This window comes from Sphingomonas sp., from assembly GCF_030145815.1.
Lineage (GTDB): Bacteria > Pseudomonadota > Alphaproteobacteria > Sphingomonadales > Sphingomonadaceae > Sphingomonas.
Genome location: NZ_JAIXHL010000011.1, coordinates 43,844 through 60,620 on the forward strand (window position 1 = coordinate 43,844; position 16,777 = coordinate 60,620).

At 62.4% G+C, this 16,777-nt stretch carries 19 protein-coding genes and 1 pseudogene; 11 read left to right on the forward strand and 9 right to left on the reverse strand.

All coding sequences use genetic code 11. The features are described 5' to 3' along the window. Nucleotides 1-337: 337 nt before the first annotated feature. Together KYX69_RS11280 and KYX69_RS11285 are read right to left on the reverse strand one after the other, a co-directional pair. Nucleotides 338-1,060, reverse strand: coding sequence for a 3'-5' exonuclease (locus tag KYX69_RS11280; RefSeq protein WP_300497258.1), 723 nt, complete (start codon nucleotides 1,058-1,060; stop codon nucleotides 338-340). Between the two features lie 74 nt (nucleotides 1,061-1,134). Beyond that, nucleotides 1,135-1,872: a hypothetical protein gene (locus KYX69_RS11285; RefSeq protein ID WP_300497261.1), complete on the reverse strand. Its 738-nt coding sequence runs from the start codon at nucleotides 1,870-1,872 to the stop codon at nucleotides 1,135-1,137. Between the two features lie 201 nt (nucleotides 1,873-2,073). Here KYX69_RS11285 and KYX69_RS11290 point away from each other — a divergent pair, with 201 nt between their 5' ends. From KYX69_RS11290 to KYX69_RS11305, 4 genes and pseudogenes are all read left to right on the forward strand, one after another. Further along, nucleotides 2,074-2,355 carry a helix-turn-helix transcriptional regulator gene (locus KYX69_RS11290; RefSeq protein ID WP_300497264.1) on the forward strand — a complete coding sequence of 94 codons (282 nt, stop codon included), beginning with the start codon at nucleotides 2,074-2,076 and terminating at the stop codon, nucleotides 2,353-2,355. Nucleotides 2,356-2,519: 164 nt separating this feature from the next. Then, the gene (locus tag KYX69_RS11295) at nucleotides 2,520-2,840 is read left to right on the forward strand and encodes an aldehyde dehydrogenase family protein (RefSeq protein WP_300497265.1); all 321 of its coding nucleotides are present in this window, start codon (nucleotides 2,520-2,522) and stop codon (nucleotides 2,838-2,840) included. An 89-nt stretch (nucleotides 2,841-2,929) separates the two neighbouring features. Next, nucleotides 2,930-3,533, forward strand: a pseudogene (locus tag KYX69_RS11300) (alpha/beta fold hydrolase); the annotation flags it as partial. Between the two features lie 130 nt (nucleotides 3,534-3,663). Further along, nucleotides 3,664-4,254, forward strand: a complete 591-nt coding sequence (locus tag KYX69_RS11305; protein WP_300497269.1) for a hypothetical protein — start codon at nucleotides 3,664-3,666, stop codon at nucleotides 4,252-4,254. 219 nt (nucleotides 4,255-4,473) lie between these two features. Here the strand turns inward: KYX69_RS11305 and KYX69_RS11310 are convergent, their stop codons facing one another. Together KYX69_RS11310 and KYX69_RS11315 are read right to left on the reverse strand one after the other, a co-directional pair. After that, on the reverse strand, nucleotides 4,474-5,367 hold the full coding sequence (locus tag KYX69_RS11310) for a 3'-5' exonuclease (protein WP_300497272.1): 894 nt from the start codon (nucleotides 5,365-5,367) through the stop codon (nucleotides 4,474-4,476). Then, a complete protein-coding gene (locus KYX69_RS11315; RefSeq protein ID WP_300497275.1) occupies nucleotides 5,364-6,077 on the reverse strand; it encodes a hypothetical protein in 714 nt (237 codons plus the stop codon). The genes KYX69_RS11310 and KYX69_RS11315 overlap by 4 nt, the downstream gene beginning before the upstream one ends. A 181-nt stretch (nucleotides 6,078-6,258) precedes the next feature. On the opposite strand from KYX69_RS11315, the gene KYX69_RS11320 reads away from it, so the two are divergent. Next, entirely contained in the window at nucleotides 6,259-6,534 is a 276-nt protein-coding gene (locus KYX69_RS11320) for a helix-turn-helix domain-containing protein (RefSeq protein WP_294081048.1), read from the forward strand. A gap of 319 nt (nucleotides 6,535-6,853) precedes the next feature. On the opposite strand, the gene KYX69_RS11325 is transcribed toward KYX69_RS11320, so the two are convergent. The 3 genes from KYX69_RS11325 to KYX69_RS11335 form a co-directional block, all read right to left on the reverse strand. Next, the gene (locus tag KYX69_RS11325; RefSeq protein WP_300497279.1) at nucleotides 6,854-8,386 is read right to left on the reverse strand and encodes a serine/threonine-protein kinase; all 1,533 of its coding nucleotides are present in this window, start codon (nucleotides 8,384-8,386) and stop codon (nucleotides 6,854-6,856) included. 115 nt (nucleotides 8,387-8,501) lie between these two features. Beyond that, the gene (locus KYX69_RS11330) at nucleotides 8,502-8,984 is read right to left on the reverse strand and encodes a hypothetical protein (RefSeq protein WP_300497281.1); all 483 of its coding nucleotides are present in this window, start codon (nucleotides 8,982-8,984) and stop codon (nucleotides 8,502-8,504) included. A gap of 177 nt (nucleotides 8,985-9,161) precedes the next feature. Continuing rightward, nucleotides 9,162-9,386 carry a hypothetical protein gene (locus tag KYX69_RS11335; protein WP_300497284.1) on the reverse strand — a complete coding sequence of 75 codons (225 nt, stop codon included), beginning with the start codon at nucleotides 9,384-9,386 and terminating at the stop codon, nucleotides 9,162-9,164. Nucleotides 9,387-9,408: 22 nt separating this feature from the next. Here KYX69_RS11335 and KYX69_RS11340 point away from each other — a divergent pair, with 22 nt between their 5' ends. The 6 genes from KYX69_RS11340 (at nucleotide 9,409) to KYX69_RS11365 (ending at nucleotide 14,611) form a co-directional block, all read left to right on the forward strand. Then, nucleotides 9,409-9,564, forward strand: a complete 156-nt coding sequence (locus KYX69_RS11340) for a hypothetical protein (RefSeq protein ID WP_300497285.1) — start codon at nucleotides 9,409-9,411, stop codon at nucleotides 9,562-9,564. Nucleotides 9,565-9,635: 71 nt separating this feature from the next. After that, nucleotides 9,636-10,067 carry an META domain-containing protein gene (locus KYX69_RS11345; RefSeq protein ID WP_300497287.1) on the forward strand — a complete coding sequence of 144 codons (432 nt, stop codon included), beginning with the start codon at nucleotides 9,636-9,638 and terminating at the stop codon, nucleotides 10,065-10,067. A 32-nt stretch (nucleotides 10,068-10,099) separates the two neighbouring features. Beyond that, nucleotides 10,100-10,501, forward strand: a complete 402-nt coding sequence (gene uraH / locus KYX69_RS11350) for a hydroxyisourate hydrolase (RefSeq protein WP_300497289.1) — start codon at nucleotides 10,100-10,102, stop codon at nucleotides 10,499-10,501. 386 nt (nucleotides 10,502-10,887) lie between these two features. Next, nucleotides 10,888-11,571 (forward strand): hypothetical protein, encoded by a 684-nt coding sequence (locus tag KYX69_RS11355; RefSeq protein WP_300497291.1) that lies wholly within the window; start codon nucleotides 10,888-10,890, stop codon nucleotides 11,569-11,571. A 422-nt stretch (nucleotides 11,572-11,993) separates the two neighbouring features. Continuing rightward, nucleotides 11,994-13,592 (forward strand): FMN-binding glutamate synthase family protein, encoded by a 1,599-nt coding sequence (locus KYX69_RS11360; protein WP_300497293.1) that lies wholly within the window; start codon nucleotides 11,994-11,996, stop codon nucleotides 13,590-13,592. Then, nucleotides 13,589-14,611, forward strand: a complete 1,023-nt coding sequence (locus KYX69_RS11365) for a DMT family transporter (protein ID WP_300497295.1) — start codon at nucleotides 13,589-13,591, stop codon at nucleotides 14,609-14,611. Before KYX69_RS11360 ends, KYX69_RS11365 begins: the two co-directional genes overlap by 4 nt. A gap of 18 nt (nucleotides 14,612-14,629) precedes the next feature. Here KYX69_RS11365 and fixJ read toward each other — a convergent pair whose 3' ends face one another. Together fixJ and KYX69_RS11375 are read right to left on the reverse strand one after the other, a co-directional pair. Further along, a complete protein-coding gene (gene fixJ, locus KYX69_RS11370; protein ID WP_300497298.1) occupies nucleotides 14,630-15,241 on the reverse strand; it encodes a response regulator FixJ in 612 nt (203 codons plus the stop codon). Continuing rightward, nucleotides 15,231-16,739, reverse strand: coding sequence for a sensor histidine kinase (locus KYX69_RS11375; protein ID WP_300497299.1), 1,509 nt, complete (start codon nucleotides 16,737-16,739; stop codon nucleotides 15,231-15,233). Before KYX69_RS11375 ends, fixJ begins: the two co-directional genes overlap by 11 nt. Nucleotides 16,740-16,777: the final 38 nt, after the last annotated feature.

The following is a 16,777-nucleotide window of genomic DNA, read 5'->3' on the forward strand; positions in this document are numbered from 1 at the left end:
TCCCTCATGGACGTGGGACACCTCGTCGAAGGCAGCGCGGACGACCGCGCGCGCATCCCTGATCCGGCGCCAGTCGGTCGCCTTGGTCGGGTCGGTGTGGCGATAGGTCCTGAAGGGTAAATCCCATCGCCACCGTCCTTCGCCAGGCCGGTCACGACTTCTGCGTCGACGACGCGTAGCGTTCGTGCCAGGTCACCCTCTTCACGATGGGTCCCAGGGCGCGGGGCCTCGCCTCGGCGGAATAGACGTGGCCAGCGAGCCACCACTCCTTCTCGGTGCGCCGCGCGTCGGGCACCTCGCGCTACCAGCACTTGAAGTCGCCCTCGGCGTCCCAGCGCTAGCCCCGCAGGCGCAGCTCGTCCTTGAGCTCGAAGGCCGCGCCGACCGCGCGAAAGTGCCAACTCGGCGCGCGTGCGGTGGCGAGCATCTCGGCCAGCGCGGTGCCGCCGTTTGGAAACGGCTGCCGCAGGATCTGGATCACCGCATCGACATCGTCACCGGCACGATGCGCGCCGTGGAAGAAGGAGCATCGCGCCAGCAGCCACCCGAGCGACCGGCCGTCAAACCCCGCGGCACGCCAGTCGATATCCGAGCAGCTGCAGGCCCAAGCGAGGCCGGCGGCCGCGGGCAGGCGACGCTCGATGTGGGGTCGATCGAACCGCGCGTTGTGCGCGCAGACGAAATCGGCCGACTTCAGCAGCCGGACGGCCGCCTCGTCGTCGATGACCTGACCGGCCACGTCGGCGTCGGTCAGTCCGGTCATTCGGACTATGTCGGCCGGCAGCACTCGACCAGGGTCCTCCAGCCAAGAGTAGCCGCGGTCGATCTTGACGATCACACCATTCGGGTCTGCGCGAAAGCGACGGAGGGCCAGCTCGATGATCACGTCCTGATCGGCGATGCCCGTCGTCTCGACGTCGACCGCCACGCCGATCACCGTGTCGACGCGTCCGCCTTCGCCCGTCTCACCCTCGCGCACGTCAAGGCGGCGGAGCAGCCGCAGATCATCGTCGCCGTTGACTGCGTGCAGCACGTCCGGCGGGAGAATCCCGTCGCTCATGATAACCTCCGATGCAATTGGCACGGTGCGGCCGGGCCGACCGGGAAGCCGACTGATAGCCCGGCGAGGTCGACTCAGCCGAGGAACCGCTGCTCGACGTTGAGGTCGAGGCCCGCAGCCAGCGGCGAGACCGGATCGTCGGCGACGAGCGCGAGGGTGTTGGCAATGGCCGGCGCGACGAGCGCCTCGACCATCGGATCGCTGGCGTCAAACCCCTCGACGATGATCGCGTCCGCCGCCGCGTCACCCATGCGGCAGAACAGGCGGTCGGCGACCTCCGCGTCATCGACCGCAAGCGAGGCATGGAATGCGTGCAAGGTCTCGAAGCCGTCGCGCGAGACGACGGTCGCGGTGAACAGCCGCGGCGGCGGCGCGGGCAGCGAGGTGGGGATTACAGCCCTGCCGCCGCCGCTGCGATGGGGACGATCCGGCGGGGCGGCGGCGAGCGTGGACGCGTCGCCTTCGAGGAGGTCGTCGACCTCCTCGGCACCCATGTCGAGGTCGAGCCCGAGCCCGTGCACCAGCACACCGCGCAGGAAGGGCCCGCGCCTCCGGCAGGCGTCGATCGGCGCCTCGCCGCCGAACATAGTGCGCGGCGCAAGCATCCACGCCATGGGGTCAACCCCGGTGCCGTCGCGCTGGAAGCGGGCACCCGCTTCTGCGGCGACAGTCGCGACGCGGCACATCCCGCGCCGGGTCGCGAGGAACGCCTCGTCGCCGGGCAAGTCGTAGTCGATAGGGTCGATGGTCGCGATCGGACGATCGCGCCCGGGGCCCCGCGCCGCGGAGCCAAACTGGATGGTGGCGGTCATGGCCATCTCCGGTCGCCGTGTAGAAGTCGTGTCCGGGGCGCTCGACGACCTGAGCGGGCCAGACGCGCGCAGGATGGAAGCAGCACGCCAGCCTTATATATCGATGAATCCAGATATATCAAGACATCACATTTATCCGGAGTTGGGTCACGCCCGTCCTTGCGGATCGCGATTGCTCGGGTTACATCCGGATACATGGAGATGACCGAGGCGATAATGACAATGAGCGCGCTGGCACAGCCCACCAGATTGCGGGTGACGATGACGCTCGCGAGCGAGTTCCCCAAGGGCCTGCCGGTAGGCGAACTCGCGGCAAGGGTCGACACGCCCCAAAACACCATGTCCGGTCACCTCGCGATACTGTCTCGCGCCGGCCTCGTCGCGACGCGACGAATCGGGCGGATCGTCGAGTATCGCGCCGAACCTGGGAGCCTCCGCTCCCTGGCCGAGTTCCTGCTCGCCAACGCTCCTGAGGAGAGCTGATCCCGTCCAGAACCGGTGAGCCTCGACGGTGCTGCTCCGGACGTCACCGGCTGCGCGCGACGCAGCGGGGTGTCCGCACAACGGTTCTGCCATTGCGCCATGCCTCATCGAGCGCGAAGCGGGCGCCCGTCTCGTGCGGGAGAACAGTTCGGCCCTGTGCTCCCGTGCTCGCCTACGACCACCTCGACGACGCCATAGTGCGCGCAAACGACAGCCCCGACGGCCTGGGCGGCACCGTCTGGACCTCGGACGTCGAGCGCGGGATCGCCGTCGCGTCGCGGATCGAGAGCGGCACGGTGTGGGTGAACAAGCATCTCGACCTCCCGTTCAACGTGCCCTTCGGAAGCGCGAAGCAGTCCGGCATCGGGCGTCAGCAGCGCATCGAGGCGATGGAGCTTCACGCAGGTAAGGGTCGTCAAGGCCGCGCTGGCATGAGGCATCCGCCCGGCGAGAGGCGCCATCGTCCCCCGAATCCAAAGCCCTGACCTTCAACCTAGTTTAAGCCTCTCAGGTTGGACGAGCGGGAATTCAAGGAGAACGAGAATGCCTTTCGTGACCCAGTGACGGAAACGAGATCTTCTACAAGGACTGCGGTCCGAAGGACGCTCAACCGATCCACTTCCACCATGGCTGGCCGCTCAGCGCAGATGACTGGGACGCGCAGATGCTGTTCTTCCTCGGCCAGGGCTTCCGCGTCGTCGCCCATGACCGGCGCGGCCATGGCCGGTCGAGCCAGGTGAGCGATGGCACGACATGGACCACTACGCGTCCGACGCTTCCGCCGTCGTCGAGGAGCTGGACCTGCGCAACGTGATCCACGTCGGGCATTCGACCGGCAGTGGGGAGGTGGCGCGCTACGTCGCGAACCATGGCCAGTCCCAGGGATGCGTCGCCGCAGCCGTGCTCATCAGTTCGGTGCCGCCGCTGCTGGTGAAGACGGACGCCCACCCCGACGGCGTCCCGATTGAGACCCTCGGCGGCTTCCGCGAGAAACTCACAGCCAACCGCAGCCAATTCTACCTCGATGTCCCCTCGGGGCCGTTCGGCATCAGGGCCTTCTCTGAGACGGACCAGACGGAGGACCTGCTGGCGATCGCGGTGCCACGCTCATCCTCCAGGGAGACGGCGACCAGGTCGTTCCCTACAAGGTCGCCGCGCTGAAGCAGCACGAGCTAATCCGGGGCGAAGCACGTTGAGGCAACGAATCTCTAGTTAAGAGCGGAATCCAGCCGCTCGTTAGCGACCTGGCAAGATCAGCGCATCCATTGATGATGGTCGAAGCGAGGTGCAATCACTGGAGATGTGAAAATGAATCGTGAGTTTGAGATTTTCGGGAAACTTGAAGCTGCCTGGGCAAAGGTCCTGAACCTTGCCGAGAAGGATGGGGTGCGTGAGTATTTCTCGGATGGATGCGCATTCACCATCTCCGAAATACGACGACTCAACGGCGGGGCGGCGAGCTTCGTTGCAACCTGCACCGTCTGCACCCGGGGCGGACTGCGTATCCCCGTTTATGGGGAGTTCGTCGAGAGCGGGGATCGATCGGATCTGGACCCACACGCGTTCGCCCTGACCATCTACGCAGCCGCCAGACAGCTGATCAACGACAGCCTCGTTCATGAAAAGAAGAAGGCGGAGCTCAAGTCGATGATCGAAACGAAGCTGGCAGGAGCGCGTCTCGAAGGCATCCAACTAGATCTGGTTTCTATTACCGAACTGCCTGTCCTGGCTTCACACCCCAACCGCGACGGAGAGATCTACTTCGATATCGCCATTTCGGAGGGTGGCGACGACGGCGCGATCGACACGTTTCACCATGATGCGGCAGATGCCGAGGAGTTCGGCCTATATGTAGATAGCAAAATCATCGCTCCCTTGAAGCGGGCCCTTGCTGCCTGAGTTGGCTAGAATAGCTTCTGGGCAGCTCGATGCGCCGCGTGCACCGGTTGCCCAGTGGGTCAGGGAGGACCGGAGGATAGTAGAAGACTGACAGCCATTTCGTGTGACAGTTTGCTGGCTGAGGGGTGAGGGGTGAGGGGTGAGGGGTGAGGGTGAGGGTGAGGGTGAGGGTGAGGGTGAGGGTGAGGGTGAGACCACGGGGAAGCGCCCCCGACCGCTTCATGCACCGTATCTACTTGACCAAGTGACCTCCCGCACGCGGGGCGCTGCCAAGCCACCGTAAATCTCAAGGCCAACCCACTCGAGTTCCGCGTCGAGGACGTCGTCTGTCACCTCGCGTGACCAAAGCTTGGCCTCGGGATCCCAGCGATAGCCGCGCCCGCGCAACAGGTCCTTCGCCGAAAAAGGGGCGCCGACAGCCTCGATCGCCCACGTGGCCTGAGACGCTCGCCTCACCGCCGATCGTAGCACCGTTCCGCCTTGATCGAGCGGATGATCGAGGAGGTGAAGGAGCGCCGTGACGTCCGACTGCGCACGATGTGCTTCGAAGAACCATCCCATTTGAGAGAGCAGGTGCGAGAGCACGCGGCCCTCAAACCCAAGTCCTCGCCAGTCGACGTCGTTGAGCGTGCACACCCAAGGCTTTCCGACAATGTCGGGCAGACGCTGCTCGAGAAACTTGCGGTCGAAGGCCGCATTGTGCGCCACGACAAAGTCAGCGTCCCGAATCAGCGAGGTAGCAACCGGATCGAAGATCCGCTTGCCCGCGACATCCGCATCGGTGATGCCGGTCAGCCGCGTCACGCCTTCATCGATCGGCTCGCCAGGGTCCTCGAACCAAGATTGGGGTTTCCCTGTCACGATGATGCGCCCGAGATCGTCCGCCCAGAAGCGCTGCATCGCGAGCTCGATGATCTTGTGACGCTCAGGATGCAGACCGGTCGTCTCGACGTCGATCGCGCAACCCGAGAAGGCGAAGCCGCTCGCTCCGCCGCGCCGGTTGCGGTCCATCGGCGCCATTCGCTCGAGCACACGATAACCATCGTGGCGCGCGAGCGCCCGTGCAAGCACCGAAGCTCGCACGGGCACCCCGATCACGGCATCGGCACTCATGCCGCGAGTCGCTGCTCGATAATGACCTCCAGCCCGTCTGCGAGCGGGCTGCCGGGGTCTGATGCAATCTGCTCAAGCATCTGCGCCATCCTCGGGGAGACGAGGGCATTCACCAACGGGAGCGCGGCATCGAAGCCTTCAATCAGATTCAGGCTGTGCACATCGTCGAAGGCCATGCGAGCAGCGAGCTGTCGGGACGCCGCGTGCTCGCTTTGCGCCATGACGGCGCTGAACCCGTGCTTGGTCCCCGAATTTGTGCGCTCGACATAGGTAGCGGTATAGAGTTGGCGGTGCGAAAGATCGGCGCCTTCGTCCGAGACGGCCCACGGAACGACAACGTCGTCATCTGAAACGTCGTCCGCCGCCAGAGCATCCAGATCCTCAGGGGCCGCGTCGAGCCCCAGCGACAGCCCGTGCAAGAGGATGGCACGCGTGCAATCCTCTAGGTCGAGGCAGGCAGTAATCGCCGGCCGGCCGTCGAACATCCGGCGAGGCGCAAGCATCCATGCCATGGGATCGTGCTTTACTCCGTCCCGCTGGAAACGCGCGCCGACCTCGCTTGCGACAAGGGCGAGGCGAACGAGGCTGCGCTCGGAAACCAGGTAGGTGGCATCGCTCTCGACGTCCTCATCGAGCGGATCGCAAACGATTGCTGGCGCCACCGAAACGGTGATGCGGCTCTTCAAATTGGCCGTGGCAGTCTGGAACATTTTCGTTCTCCGGTCGCCCAACCCTTTTCGAAGCTCCGCAGCGTGGCGACGTCCACCGCGGCAACCAACCATATGGTATGTCTCCTATAACACTACAATAGTTCTTGTAGTATTGTAGTGAATGGTTACGGTTCTGGTTGTGATTGGTCCGCGTGACCCTTAGATTCAGGAGGTGGACGACATGAACGCGATTGCAGCCATGAGCGCTTTGGCTCAGCCGACCAGGCTTGCCGTGTTCAGGCTCCTGGCGGAGGCGGGCGATGCCGGCCTGTCCTCGGGCGAGATCGCACGGAAGCTAGGTCTCCCCATTAACAATCTCACGTCACACTTGGCGATCTTGAGCCGAGCGAGCCTCATAGAATCGGTGAAGACCGGCCGCGTCGTCACGTCGCGCGCGAGACGACAGGCGATCGACGAACTCGTGCGGTTCCTGAAAAACGATTGCCGCCTCTCCTAGCTTTTCGAATGCCGGATCTAGATCAAGCGCAGTCGTAACGTGAGGCGCCCGCGGCCTTAAAGGCCGATCAATCGGACGTTTGTCGAGGATCTCGTCGGCCATACAAATTGCCGGCAGGCGAGACCTTGCGGTTCCTAGGATCCATATCGGCCTTTCAGCCGGGCGTGAGTGAGGTGAGAAATCGGTGCTTGCATCCCGCGTGGCGACACTTGGGCAGCGACGTATCGAGCGAGCGATCGACCACGCCGCGCCGTAGTCGCGGGTCACCAGGCTCGGCGATGCCAGCACCATAGAGCAGAGCGGAAACTAGCTTAGCCAATCACCTTAGATAGTGATCGGGCACTGGCATCTGGCTTGGGCGGTTGAGCTCACCCGTCACAGCCTTCGTGAACAAGGTCAACCAACGATGCTGGAAGGTGTCCTCGTCCTCGCCGTCGATAGCTAGCGGCCCGTATGCGGTGCTAGCGACCCCCATGGTATTCGAGAACGCCACCTGAAAATCTCGGTCATTGGGCTGAAGGGCATAAGGCTCATCCTGACCATCACGGCTTCTTGCAAAGCTCCAGAACGCAGTCTCCCGCCATCGGTAGTTTGGATCCTCTTGGGACCTTCCGTAGAATAGCGTGGCGCTCCATTTGTAATCCCGGTCATCGGGCGTCGCCCGTCCGACATACATGATCGGGACGTCTTCGGGCGTTCGTGCTGGGCGGACAATAGCAGCGCGGGTGACAGAAAGAATCGCACTCGCGGCAATTTCCCACGCTGGTGCCTGACCATATGCATCTCGCTGCGCAGGGCGGTTCACGGCGGTGGCGTAACCGAAAACAAGTGTTCCTCGACCGAGCCGAATGGAGTCTTTGGCGACGCGGGCCTCTTCGGAGGCTTCCGTGATCTCATCGAACAAGCGTTTGATGATTGCGTCGAGTTCTGAAGTCGCCTCCCGGACCAGCTGCTGCCGTTGGCGCTCCACCGTCGCGGCGGCTTGCGCTGCTGCTTCGGCTGCTGCTGCCTCTCTGGAAACTTGTCCGGCGGCCGCCATTAGCCCGGTGTGATCGGGCCGTGTGCGTGCCGCCTCAACGCTCCCGATCACTTCGATGCAACGCTCGATCGTCGGACGGGCCGCTGGTGTTTTTCTCAGCATCTGCCCGACGAATGCTGATAGGCGAGTGTCCACGCTAAGTGCGGGAGGCGGTTGATGCAGGTGCGCTTCACGGATCTCATCCCTTGAACCAGTGAAGGGCGGCGAGCCAGTCAGCATCGTGTGAAACATGCAGCCCAGCGCATAGACATCCGTCATGCGCGAAGGCGCTTCGCTATTCCATTGTTCCGGCGCGCCATATGCAGGGGTCAGGCTACCGCGAAGAGTGCGCAGCGACGTGCTGTCTTCGACGAACTTGGCAATGCCGAAATCAGCCAAACGCCACGTGCCCTCGAAATAAAGGACGTTTCCAGGCTTCAGGTCGCGGTGGACAATATCGCCGACTTCGCGAAGACCCGCCAGCACATCCAAGGCGACTGTCCGAGCCTCGGCCAAAGTCAGAACACCCTTGGCGGCAATCTCATCCTGAAGGCTGCGGTCGCAGATCGGCATGACGAGGAAGTAGCTGTCCGATCCAGCATCCTGCCCATAGTCGAGCACAGGGACGACGTGGCTCAAGCTTCGACCGGAAAGCGCCTGGCCAATGTTCATTTCTCGGTGAGCGGCGGCACTGGCCGTTAGCTTCAGGCGTTTGACGGCCACTAGGCCTGCTGCACCTTTGCCTCGGAAAACTTCACCGAACCCTCCCGCCGGTCCGAGCGGCGCTGTTTCGTCGTAAGTCCATTCCGCATCGTTGAGTCGAATCGTCGGCATTGCCCCTCCAGGGCGCGCAGCGTATCCGAGGGGTTGAGATTTCCGCAACGCTGGATAGCCGGGAAATGACGAACCAGTTTTCCGTCAGTTCATCTGCGCACCTGCACTCCTGTTTTCAGCGATTTTCAGTGAAGCTCGAGTGCCGATAAGTGAAAAGGACATGAGGGTCTTCGCCCGGTCCATTCAGTTCGATGCGCCAATGCCTGAAACCAGCGAACTGGCTGTAATCGACCTCGACCATGGTGCCATCGAGCAGCACGCCGCACTCTCCATGATCAACAGTCGCCACGATGCCCATGCCGGCTGGCGTCCTGAACAGCGTGCCAGCTTCAGGCGAATGATCGAACCCGCTGACCACGCTAGCCAGATCAACGACGAAGCGCGGGTTAGCCACCCGAAGGAACACACCACTGGCACGGCTGAGGTCGACTACCTCGAAACCAAGCCTCCCTTCCGCAATCAGCAGCGCGTTCCTGGGACCGCCACCACCGATCATAAGGTGAGCTGGGTATCGCGGGTTTATCGCAGCCTGGATGAGCAACGAACCGGCGAGGGCTGTCGATGGCGCGGCCAGTTCAAGGTCAGCAATGTCGATCATTGGCATCGTTTTAATTGTCCTCCCCAGCCCAAGGCAGATCTTCCCACAACGGCGAGATGCTGGTTGCCTTGTAGGCAGCTTCATCCTTCCATTCGCCGTTGTCGCCATCCGTGATCCAAGCCCGGTTCGCCCGGCCATTTTGTCCGCGCACGCGGAAACTGCCCCGCCAACTCGGCATCAGGGCTCGACCTCATCGTAGCCATCGCCAGTAAGCCGCTCTTCAACTTCGCGAAGTGTCAGATTGAAGGGGGTGACCAACCGATGATGGTCTATATCCCGGGCATCAACCAGCAGACGGTATTGGTCAAAGCCCTTGGCGCGTGCGTCCCGGCGACGGCTCTTCTCCAACACCAGCCCCTGCCGCTCGGCAGCTCGTCGAAGCTTATTCTCTAGAACCTCCATGACGTAACCTACACTGGAAGCTATGCTCGAAGTGACGCCAGGAGCCATGCCAGAAAGTCAAGCGAGCGGCGCGAATAAAGGCTGGACCAATGTGAAATGGACCGTGGAAACGAGGTTGGTTGTCGGAAACTCATCAGGTTCATCCCTGATGCAGGCGGCGCACCCTATCGATGCCTGAGCCGTTTCAACACGAGGTTTGGCAACGGCCTTATCATCGAAATGCACTGATGTTCCGAGAAAGTATCCGCTATGCTTCGTTTTCCAAAGCCCCTTTTGATCACAGCGGCTTTTATGCTTTCCGCCTGTGTCACAACTGGCTCACAGCCATCGTCCGCGGACGGGTCCCCCGTAACTGTCCTTCAGGCAGGTGAATGGCGTATTCAAAAGATTGCGGGCGCAAGCGTGATAGACAATTCGCCGGCGACGCTTATGTTTGATCACCAAGGACAGCTGTCGGGCAACGCGAGTTGCAACAAGCTTATCGCCAGCTACACGGTTCAAGGCGACAAACTTACAATCAGCCCGGTAGGCACGACCAGGATGGCATGCCCGCCCGCATTTATGAATCAAGAACGCCGGCTCGTCGATCTTCTCGGCAAGGTGACGCGCTACGACATTGATGGCAGCGGTGCGCTCGTCCTTACGTCGGCTTCGGAAGAACGTATCGTTGCGCGCCGTTGACCCCACCCCTCACCCTTAAGCTGGACCCCGGGATGATCATGAACCGCTTTGCTCTCGCCGCCGCACTCGCTTTTAGCGTCATGGCTACAGCCGCTCCGGCGGCAGAAATCTCGACACACGTCCTCGATCTTGCTCAAGGGATCGGTGGCCGTGACGTTCCCGTTGTGCTGCTCAGGAAGTCGGGCGATGGCCGGTGGGTCGAAGTAGGGCGCGCGCGGACCGACGCAAACGGACGTGTTCGTGCGTTTGGAACCGTAAACTTTGACCCCGGCACATACAAACTTCAGTTCGATATGAGCCGCTATCCCTCGCCATCGGCGACACCTTTTTTCCCAGAAATTGACCTGGTGTTCACGGTCACAGACAGAACCGGCCATTATCACGTCCCCGTCGTCGTCAGTCCGTTTGGCTATTCGACCTACAGGGGCAATTGAGCATATTAGATGTCCCGCGAGTGACGACTGCGCATCGTGGTCGAGTCAATTCCGCCTCGTGAGGATGAGCTTTGCTTGAGCTTGTCGCTTGGACAAGTAGTCTCTGTTCTCGATCACGACCGTCGATACCTATGAGGGGCAAGTCGATCGGCTGCCGTGGTCATGGCCGGATGCGGTAGCATTGTTTCGCGCAGCGGCGCGGGGATAGGATGGCTCCCACCAGCGCCGCCCAGATCGTGTCTTTCACACCGCTGTCGCCAACGGTTAGGTCTCGTTCGTTTAGATGTGCGGTTCTGGCAGCATTCGATCGCCTCATGATTCTCGGCGCCACAAAATTCTGCATGATACCAATGGTCAAAGTCCAACAACCATAACGCTTCATCCCGATGAAGCGTTTGCCCATATACGTCACGCTCTCACTCTTCGGGGAGCTTTTAATGCGCACTCAAACCGCTTTGCTGTTTATCGCTGCTGCCGCGCTATTCGGGAACACAGCTACAGCGACCGCTTCAGCAGTCTTGGACGTGCTCGGTGTGCGCAATGGCGACACGATGGCTACGGCCGAGAAAGCGCTGCAGGCCAATGGCTTCAAGCGCAGCGATGGCTACATGGTCGACGATTGCAGCAAATCGTATGCGGATCTGGTAGCTTTGGCTTCGGCACATCCCAGAGGCATAGGAGATATGAACCTGGTTCGCTGCGAAACTACATGGAAGGACGCCTCCGGTCAGCGTGTTCGGCTCGTGTCAGTTATTACTCCGGCCGGTTATCGCGTGAGCCGCCTGACTTACAATATCACGGCACCAGGTGGCGTCGCTGCTATCGCGCCGGCGTTAGCGAAGAAGTTTGGAGCCGCGCCGCTGGCCAAATCTCGCATGGGCGGTGGGTTCCACACCTATTCTGGGAGCCAGCCCGGAATCACGCTCACTCTTGCCGAGGATTTCGGTAACAAGAGTGCCGCGGTGATCGTTCTGTCACCGCGTGACACCTACTCGGAAGATCAGCGGGCGATGAACTCAATCCAACAGCAAGCTGCGGCGCGGCGAACTGGCGGAAAGGTCAAATTGTAACAGCATAGCTGGCCAGCGGCCCGGCGTATCCCGCCGGGCCGCGGCAATTCTCCCCATAGGCTCAACGTGGCAAACGGAGCCGACACACCGGCATCCGCCGCGCCTTTGGAATCGCGATCGACGCGCGCACGTGCCGTAAACGTCTATGATCACGAACCGGTGTAACTGGCGGAGCCGTATCCGCTGACTTAATATCAAATCTCAAGCCGCGTCTTGAAAGCCAGCTCGTCCAGGCTCATTGTAGGGCGATGGCGATCCCCCCAGATCCTCGCGCAGCTACGCTCCCAGCCGGCAGCAGCACGCCGCGCCTGCGCCCCTAGGCTAATTTGGCCTAGGCAAAGTCGGCGCAGCCACGCCGCGCACACCTTAACAGTATCGTTTTGCTCGAACGGCGCGCAGTCTCTGGTCGCCCGGAGGTCTACTTGTTTTTCACTCGCTTCACGGCCCTCGGCGTCTGTCTCATCAGCGCCATCGTGGCCGGCGTCTACCTGCCGCACGCCTGGGCCGTCCCGCTTTTCATCGCGAGCGCCGCCCTGTCGGCAATCGGTCTCTACGACCTTGCGCAGCCGCTGCACTCGGTCCGTCGCAACTATCCGATAATTGGCAGGCTGCGCTGGTTCTTCGAGGAAATCAGGCCTGAAATCAGACAATATTTGATCGAAGGCGATAACGATAAGGCACCTTTCTCGCGTTCGCAGCGCTCGCTTGTTTACGCGCGTGCAAAGAACGAAAGCAGCGACCGCGCTTTCGGCACGCTCGTGGACGTCTACCAGAACGGCTACGAATTCATCGCGCACTCGACGCGGCCCGCACCGGTCGCCGACCCGGCGACCTTCAGGATCCCAATTGGCGGGCATGATGGTGCTCAACCCTACATGGCGTCGATCTTCAACATTTCCGCAATGAGCTTTGGCTCGCTCAGCGCCAACGCAATCCGCGCGCTGAACAAGGGTGCTCGGCTCGGCGGCTTCGCACATGATACCGGGGAGGGGAGCATCAGCCCCTACCATCGAGAACATGGTGGCGACCTCATCTGGGAGATCGGCAGCGGCTATTTCGGCTGCCGGACGGCAGACGGACGCTTCGATCCAGTCCGCTTCGCCGAGCAGGCCGCTGATCCGCAAATCAAGATGATCGAGCTCAAGCTGAGCCAGGGCGCCAAACCCGGCCACGGCGGCATCCTTCCGGGCGAAAAGGTCACTCCTGAAATTGCCGCCACCCGCGGCGTGCCGGTGGGCGAGGACTGTATTTCACCCGCCCGGCACCGCGAATTTTCCACTCCCTTGGAGCTAGTCAAGTTCCTCGGAGATCTGCGCCGGCTCTCGAAAGGTAAACCTGTCGGCATGAAGTTGTGCGTCGGTCAGCCATGGGAATTCATGGGCATGGTCAAGGCCATGCGCGAGACCGGAATCATCCCGGACTATATCGTCGTCGACGGCTCTGAAGGTGGGACGGGCGCCGCGCCAGTCGAGTTCGCCGACAATCTAGGCATGCCGATGCGCGAGAGCTTGCTGTTCGTCCACAACACGCTGGTGGGCGCCGGGCTTCGTAAGCGGATCAAGATCGGCGCTGCCGGCAAGATCGTAAGTGCCTTTGATATCGCTTCGGTGCTGGCCTTAGGCGCAGACTGGACCAACGCGGGCCGTGGCTTCATGTTCGCACTCGGCTGCATTCAATCGCTTTCTTGCCACACGAACCGCTGCCCCGTCGGTGTCGCCACTCAGGATCCGATGCGGCAGCGCGCGCTCGTGGTTCCGGACAAGGCCGAGCGCGTCTTCAACTTTCATCGCAACACCATGAAGGCTCTGGCGGAGATGATCGCTGCGGCAGGCCTAAATCATCCTTCGCAGCTTGGCCCTCACCACCTCGTCCGTCGCGTGTCCCTGACCGAAATCCGGCTTTTTTCTCAGCTGCACATTTTCCTCGAAGATGGCGAGTTGCTGACCGGCTCGCACGACCGCGACTTCTACAGCGCGGCATGGCGGCTGGCACGCTCCGACAGTTTCGAGCTGGCGCGATGACGGAGCGACACAATCCCACACGGCCGTTTGAGCCCACGGCGCCTGCCGGGACTGAGGCGGCGCGTGTTCCGTCCGGGGCCGCTGTGCAACCCGATCGCCGAAGCCTCTACGAACGCCGCATAGGCGTTTTCGTCCTAGCGACGCTGTGCTGCTTGCTGTGGGGAAGCGCATATCCCGCGATCAAAGGCGGCTATGCGATGCTCGGCATCGGCAAGACCGACATTGCGAGCCAGGTGCTCTTCGCGGGCTGGCGTTTTACCCTCGCCGGCGCCGGCTTGCTGATCTTCGCTGCTGCGGTGGGTCGTCCGGTGTTCGTCCACGGCGTCCGCTATGCGGGTCAGCTGACGCTGCTCGGTCTGACCCAGACGGCCATTCAATATGTGTTTTTCTACGTCGGTCTGGCGCATGCAACCGGCGTTAAGTCCTCGATCATGAACGCCACGGGGGTCTTTTTCAGCGTTGCGCTGGCGCACTTCATCTACGCCGATGATCGCATGAGCGGACGCAAAGCCCTCGGCTGCCTGATCGGCTTTCTTGGCGTGATCGTTGTCAACATCGGCGGAAGCAACGAGCTTGGTCTAGACTTTACCCTGCTGGGCGAAGGTTTCGTCGTCATTGCCGCCTTCGTGCTGGCGGCCGCCTCGATCTACGGCAAGCGGCTATCGCAATCGCTCGATCCGATGGTTATGACGGGTTGGCAACTGCTGGTCGGTGGCGTTCTGCTTACGATTGCCGGGACAGTCTTCGGCGGGCACATCGATTACCTGAACTTCCGATCCGGCGCGCTGCTCACTTATCTTGTCGTGCTGTCGTCTGTGGCGTTCGCGATCTGGAGTTTGTTGCTTAAGCATAACCCGGTGGGTCTGATCGCCGCGTTCAACTTCCTTGTGCCTGTGTTCGGCGTCGGCCTCTCGGCGGCATTCCTCGGCGAATCCATCTGGCATTGGAAAAACCTGGCGGCTCTGGTCATGGTGTGCGGCGGCATATGGCTCGTCACGCGTGCACCAAAGCCGGCCTGAGCGCCTGAATCCTCGCGATCAGCCGAGCCGTGCGGTCGTCACCATCCGCACCAGATCGGACAACGTCTTCGCCTGCATCTTGAGCATCACGTTAGCGCGATAGACTTCGACCGTGCGCGCGCTAATGCCGAGGTCGAAGGCGATCGCCTTGTTAGCGTCGCCGCGCGCGAGCCCCTCCATCACTTCGCGCTCCCGTCCGCTCAAGCTAGCGATTCTGTCGAGGATCGCGCGGCGTTCGGATTGCTGGGCAGCCTCATCCGCCTGAGATGCCATGACGCGTCGGATCGCGGTCAGCATGACCTCATCGTCAAAAGGCTTTTCGATGAAATCGGTCACCCCGGCATGCATCGCCTGGATCGCCAGCGGCACATCGGCATGACCGGTAATTACGATCACAGGAACATCTGCGCCATGTCGCTTCATTTCCTCGACCAGCTCGATCCCGCTGCGCCCCGGCATACGCACATCGGTGACGATACACGCCCCCGCCAATGGTGGCGAAGCGGCGAGGAAGGCATCGGCGGAGGGAAATGCACGGACGCGGATTTCCGCGCAATCAAGCAGGAATTCGAGCGAATGCCTGGCCGCCTCGTCGTCGTCGATCACATAGACGATGGGGTCACTCGCCATCATACAGCTCCTCTTGCCCGACGCGCCGCAGCGTCAATCCGAACACTGCCCCGCCGCCCTCACGCGCCGCCGCCCAGATGTGGCCGCCATGCGCCTCAACGATGGTGCGCGAGATTGATAGGCCGACCCCCATACCGGTCCGCTTGGTCGTGACGAACGGCTGGAACAAGCGTTCGGCGATTTCCGGATCAATCCCGGGTCCTGTGTCAGCTACTGTCACTTGCGCCATATCGTCCTCGGCCGCCGAAATGGTGATGGTCAGCTCGCGCACGGTGCCGTCTCCCGCGGTCATCGCATCGACCCCGTTACGCACGAGATTGAGCAGCACCTGCTGGATCTGCACCTTGTCCGCCAGCACCAGATCGACGTCCGGACTGAAATCATAGCGCACGCGGATACCATGCTCCTTGACCCCGACCAGCGCGAGCGCGCTTGCCTCCTCGACCAGCTTTGGCAGGCTTTCGACTGACCGCTCGGTCTCGCCGCGGGCAACGAATTCGCGCAACCGCCGGATGATGTCGCCCGCGCGCAATGCCTGCTCGCCGGCGCGTTCGACCGCGTCGCTCACCCGCTCGACCGGCACTTCGTCCCGCGCCAACAACATGCGGCTGCCCTTGAGGTAATTGGCGATCGCCGAGAGCGGCTGGTTGAGTTCGTGCGCCAGCGCCGAGGCCATTTCGCCCAGCGCGGTCAGCCGCGAGACATGCACCAGCTCGGCCTGCAGTTCCTGGAGGCGCGCCTCAGCCTGCTGCCGTTCGGTCAGGTCGCGGATGAAGCCGGTGAAGTGGCGCTGGCCACCGACCCGCATCTCACCCACCGCCAGCTCCAGCGGGAAGGTCGATCCGTCCTTGCGCGCGCCGACCACGACGCGACCCTTGCCGATAATGCGCTTCTCCCCGGTGTCGTAATAGCGCGCGAGATAGCCGTCGTGCGCGCTGCGATAGGGATCGGGCATCAGTAAGCTGACGTTGCGTTCACGCACCTCTTCCGCGTCCCAGCCGAACATTCGTTCAGCGGCCGGGCTAAAGTCGCGGATCAGCCCCGCCTCGTCGATCACCACGATCGCGTCGGGCACGGTGTCAAGCAAGGAGCGCAGATGCGCCTCGCGCCGCGCCAGCCCGTCTGTCACGCGCTCGGCTTCGGCCCGCGCGCGCTGGAACCACTCGCCGCCCAGCGCAATGGCGCCGCCAATTGCGACGAACGCGCTGGCGGCAATCCAGCTGCCCGCAGCGACCGGGCCAATCATGCGATCGCACCACAGCCCGACAGCTGCGCCCGCGACGCTGGCCGCAAAGCCCGCCCGCAGACCGCTGAGTGCACTTGCCAGCACCACGGCAGGCACAAAGAAGATATAGGTCGCGCGCTGCCCCAGCTCGGCTGCGAAGGCGATCCGCACGCCTGCGCCCAGTGCGACAGTCACCGCCGCCAGCGCCAGCGTCACCAGCAGCGGGGGCGATGGAATGATCGTATGGCGCAGGGGCAGGCGCGGCGGGTTCACGCGCCACTCATGCCGCGTTGACGCCCCGAAGGCCACCT

Coding starts and splice junctions, on each gene's coding strand:
- KYX69_RS11280 (WP_300497258.1), bottom strand. CDS start 1,060: ATGAGCGACGGGATTCTCCCGCCGGACGTGCTGCACGCAGTCAACGGC.
- KYX69_RS11285 (WP_300497261.1), bottom strand. CDS start 1,872: ATGACCGCCACCATCCAGTTTGGCTCCGCGGCGCGGGGCCCCGGGCGC.
- KYX69_RS11290 (WP_300497264.1), top strand. CDS start 2,074: ATGACCGAGGCGATAATGACAATGAGCGCGCTGGCACAGCCCACCAGA.
- KYX69_RS11305 (WP_300497269.1), top strand. CDS start 3,664: ATGAATCGTGAGTTTGAGATTTTCGGGAAACTTGAAGCTGCCTGGGCA.
- KYX69_RS11310 (WP_300497272.1), bottom strand. CDS start 5,367: ATGAGTGCCGATGCCGTGATCGGGGTGCCCGTGCGAGCTTCGGTGCTT.
- KYX69_RS11315 (WP_300497275.1), bottom strand. CDS start 6,077: ATGTTCCAGACTGCCACGGCCAATTTGAAGAGCCGCATCACCGTTTCG.
- KYX69_RS11320 (WP_294081048.1), top strand. CDS start 6,259: ATGAACGCGATTGCAGCCATGAGCGCTTTGGCTCAGCCGACCAGGCTT.
- KYX69_RS11325 (WP_300497279.1), bottom strand. CDS start 8,386: ATGCCGACGATTCGACTCAACGATGCGGAATGGACTTACGACGAAACA.
- KYX69_RS11330 (WP_300497281.1), bottom strand. CDS start 8,984: ATGATCGACATTGCTGACCTTGAACTGGCCGCGCCATCGACAGCCCTC.
- KYX69_RS11335 (WP_300497284.1), bottom strand. CDS start 9,386: ATGGAGGTTCTAGAGAATAAGCTTCGACGAGCTGCCGAGCGGCAGGGG.
- KYX69_RS11340 (WP_300497285.1), top strand. CDS start 9,409: ATGCTCGAAGTGACGCCAGGAGCCATGCCAGAAAGTCAAGCGAGCGGC.
- KYX69_RS11345 (WP_300497287.1), top strand. CDS start 9,636: ATGCTTCGTTTTCCAAAGCCCCTTTTGATCACAGCGGCTTTTATGCTT.
- uraH (WP_300497289.1), top strand. CDS start 10,100: ATGATCATGAACCGCTTTGCTCTCGCCGCCGCACTCGCTTTTAGCGTC.
- KYX69_RS11355 (WP_300497291.1), top strand. CDS start 10,888: ATGAAGCGTTTGCCCATATACGTCACGCTCTCACTCTTCGGGGAGCTT.
- KYX69_RS11365 (WP_300497295.1), top strand. CDS start 13,589: ATGACGGAGCGACACAATCCCACACGGCCGTTTGAGCCCACGGCGCCT.
- fixJ (WP_300497298.1), bottom strand. CDS start 15,241: ATGGCGAGTGACCCCATCGTCTATGTGATCGACGACGACGAGGCGGCC.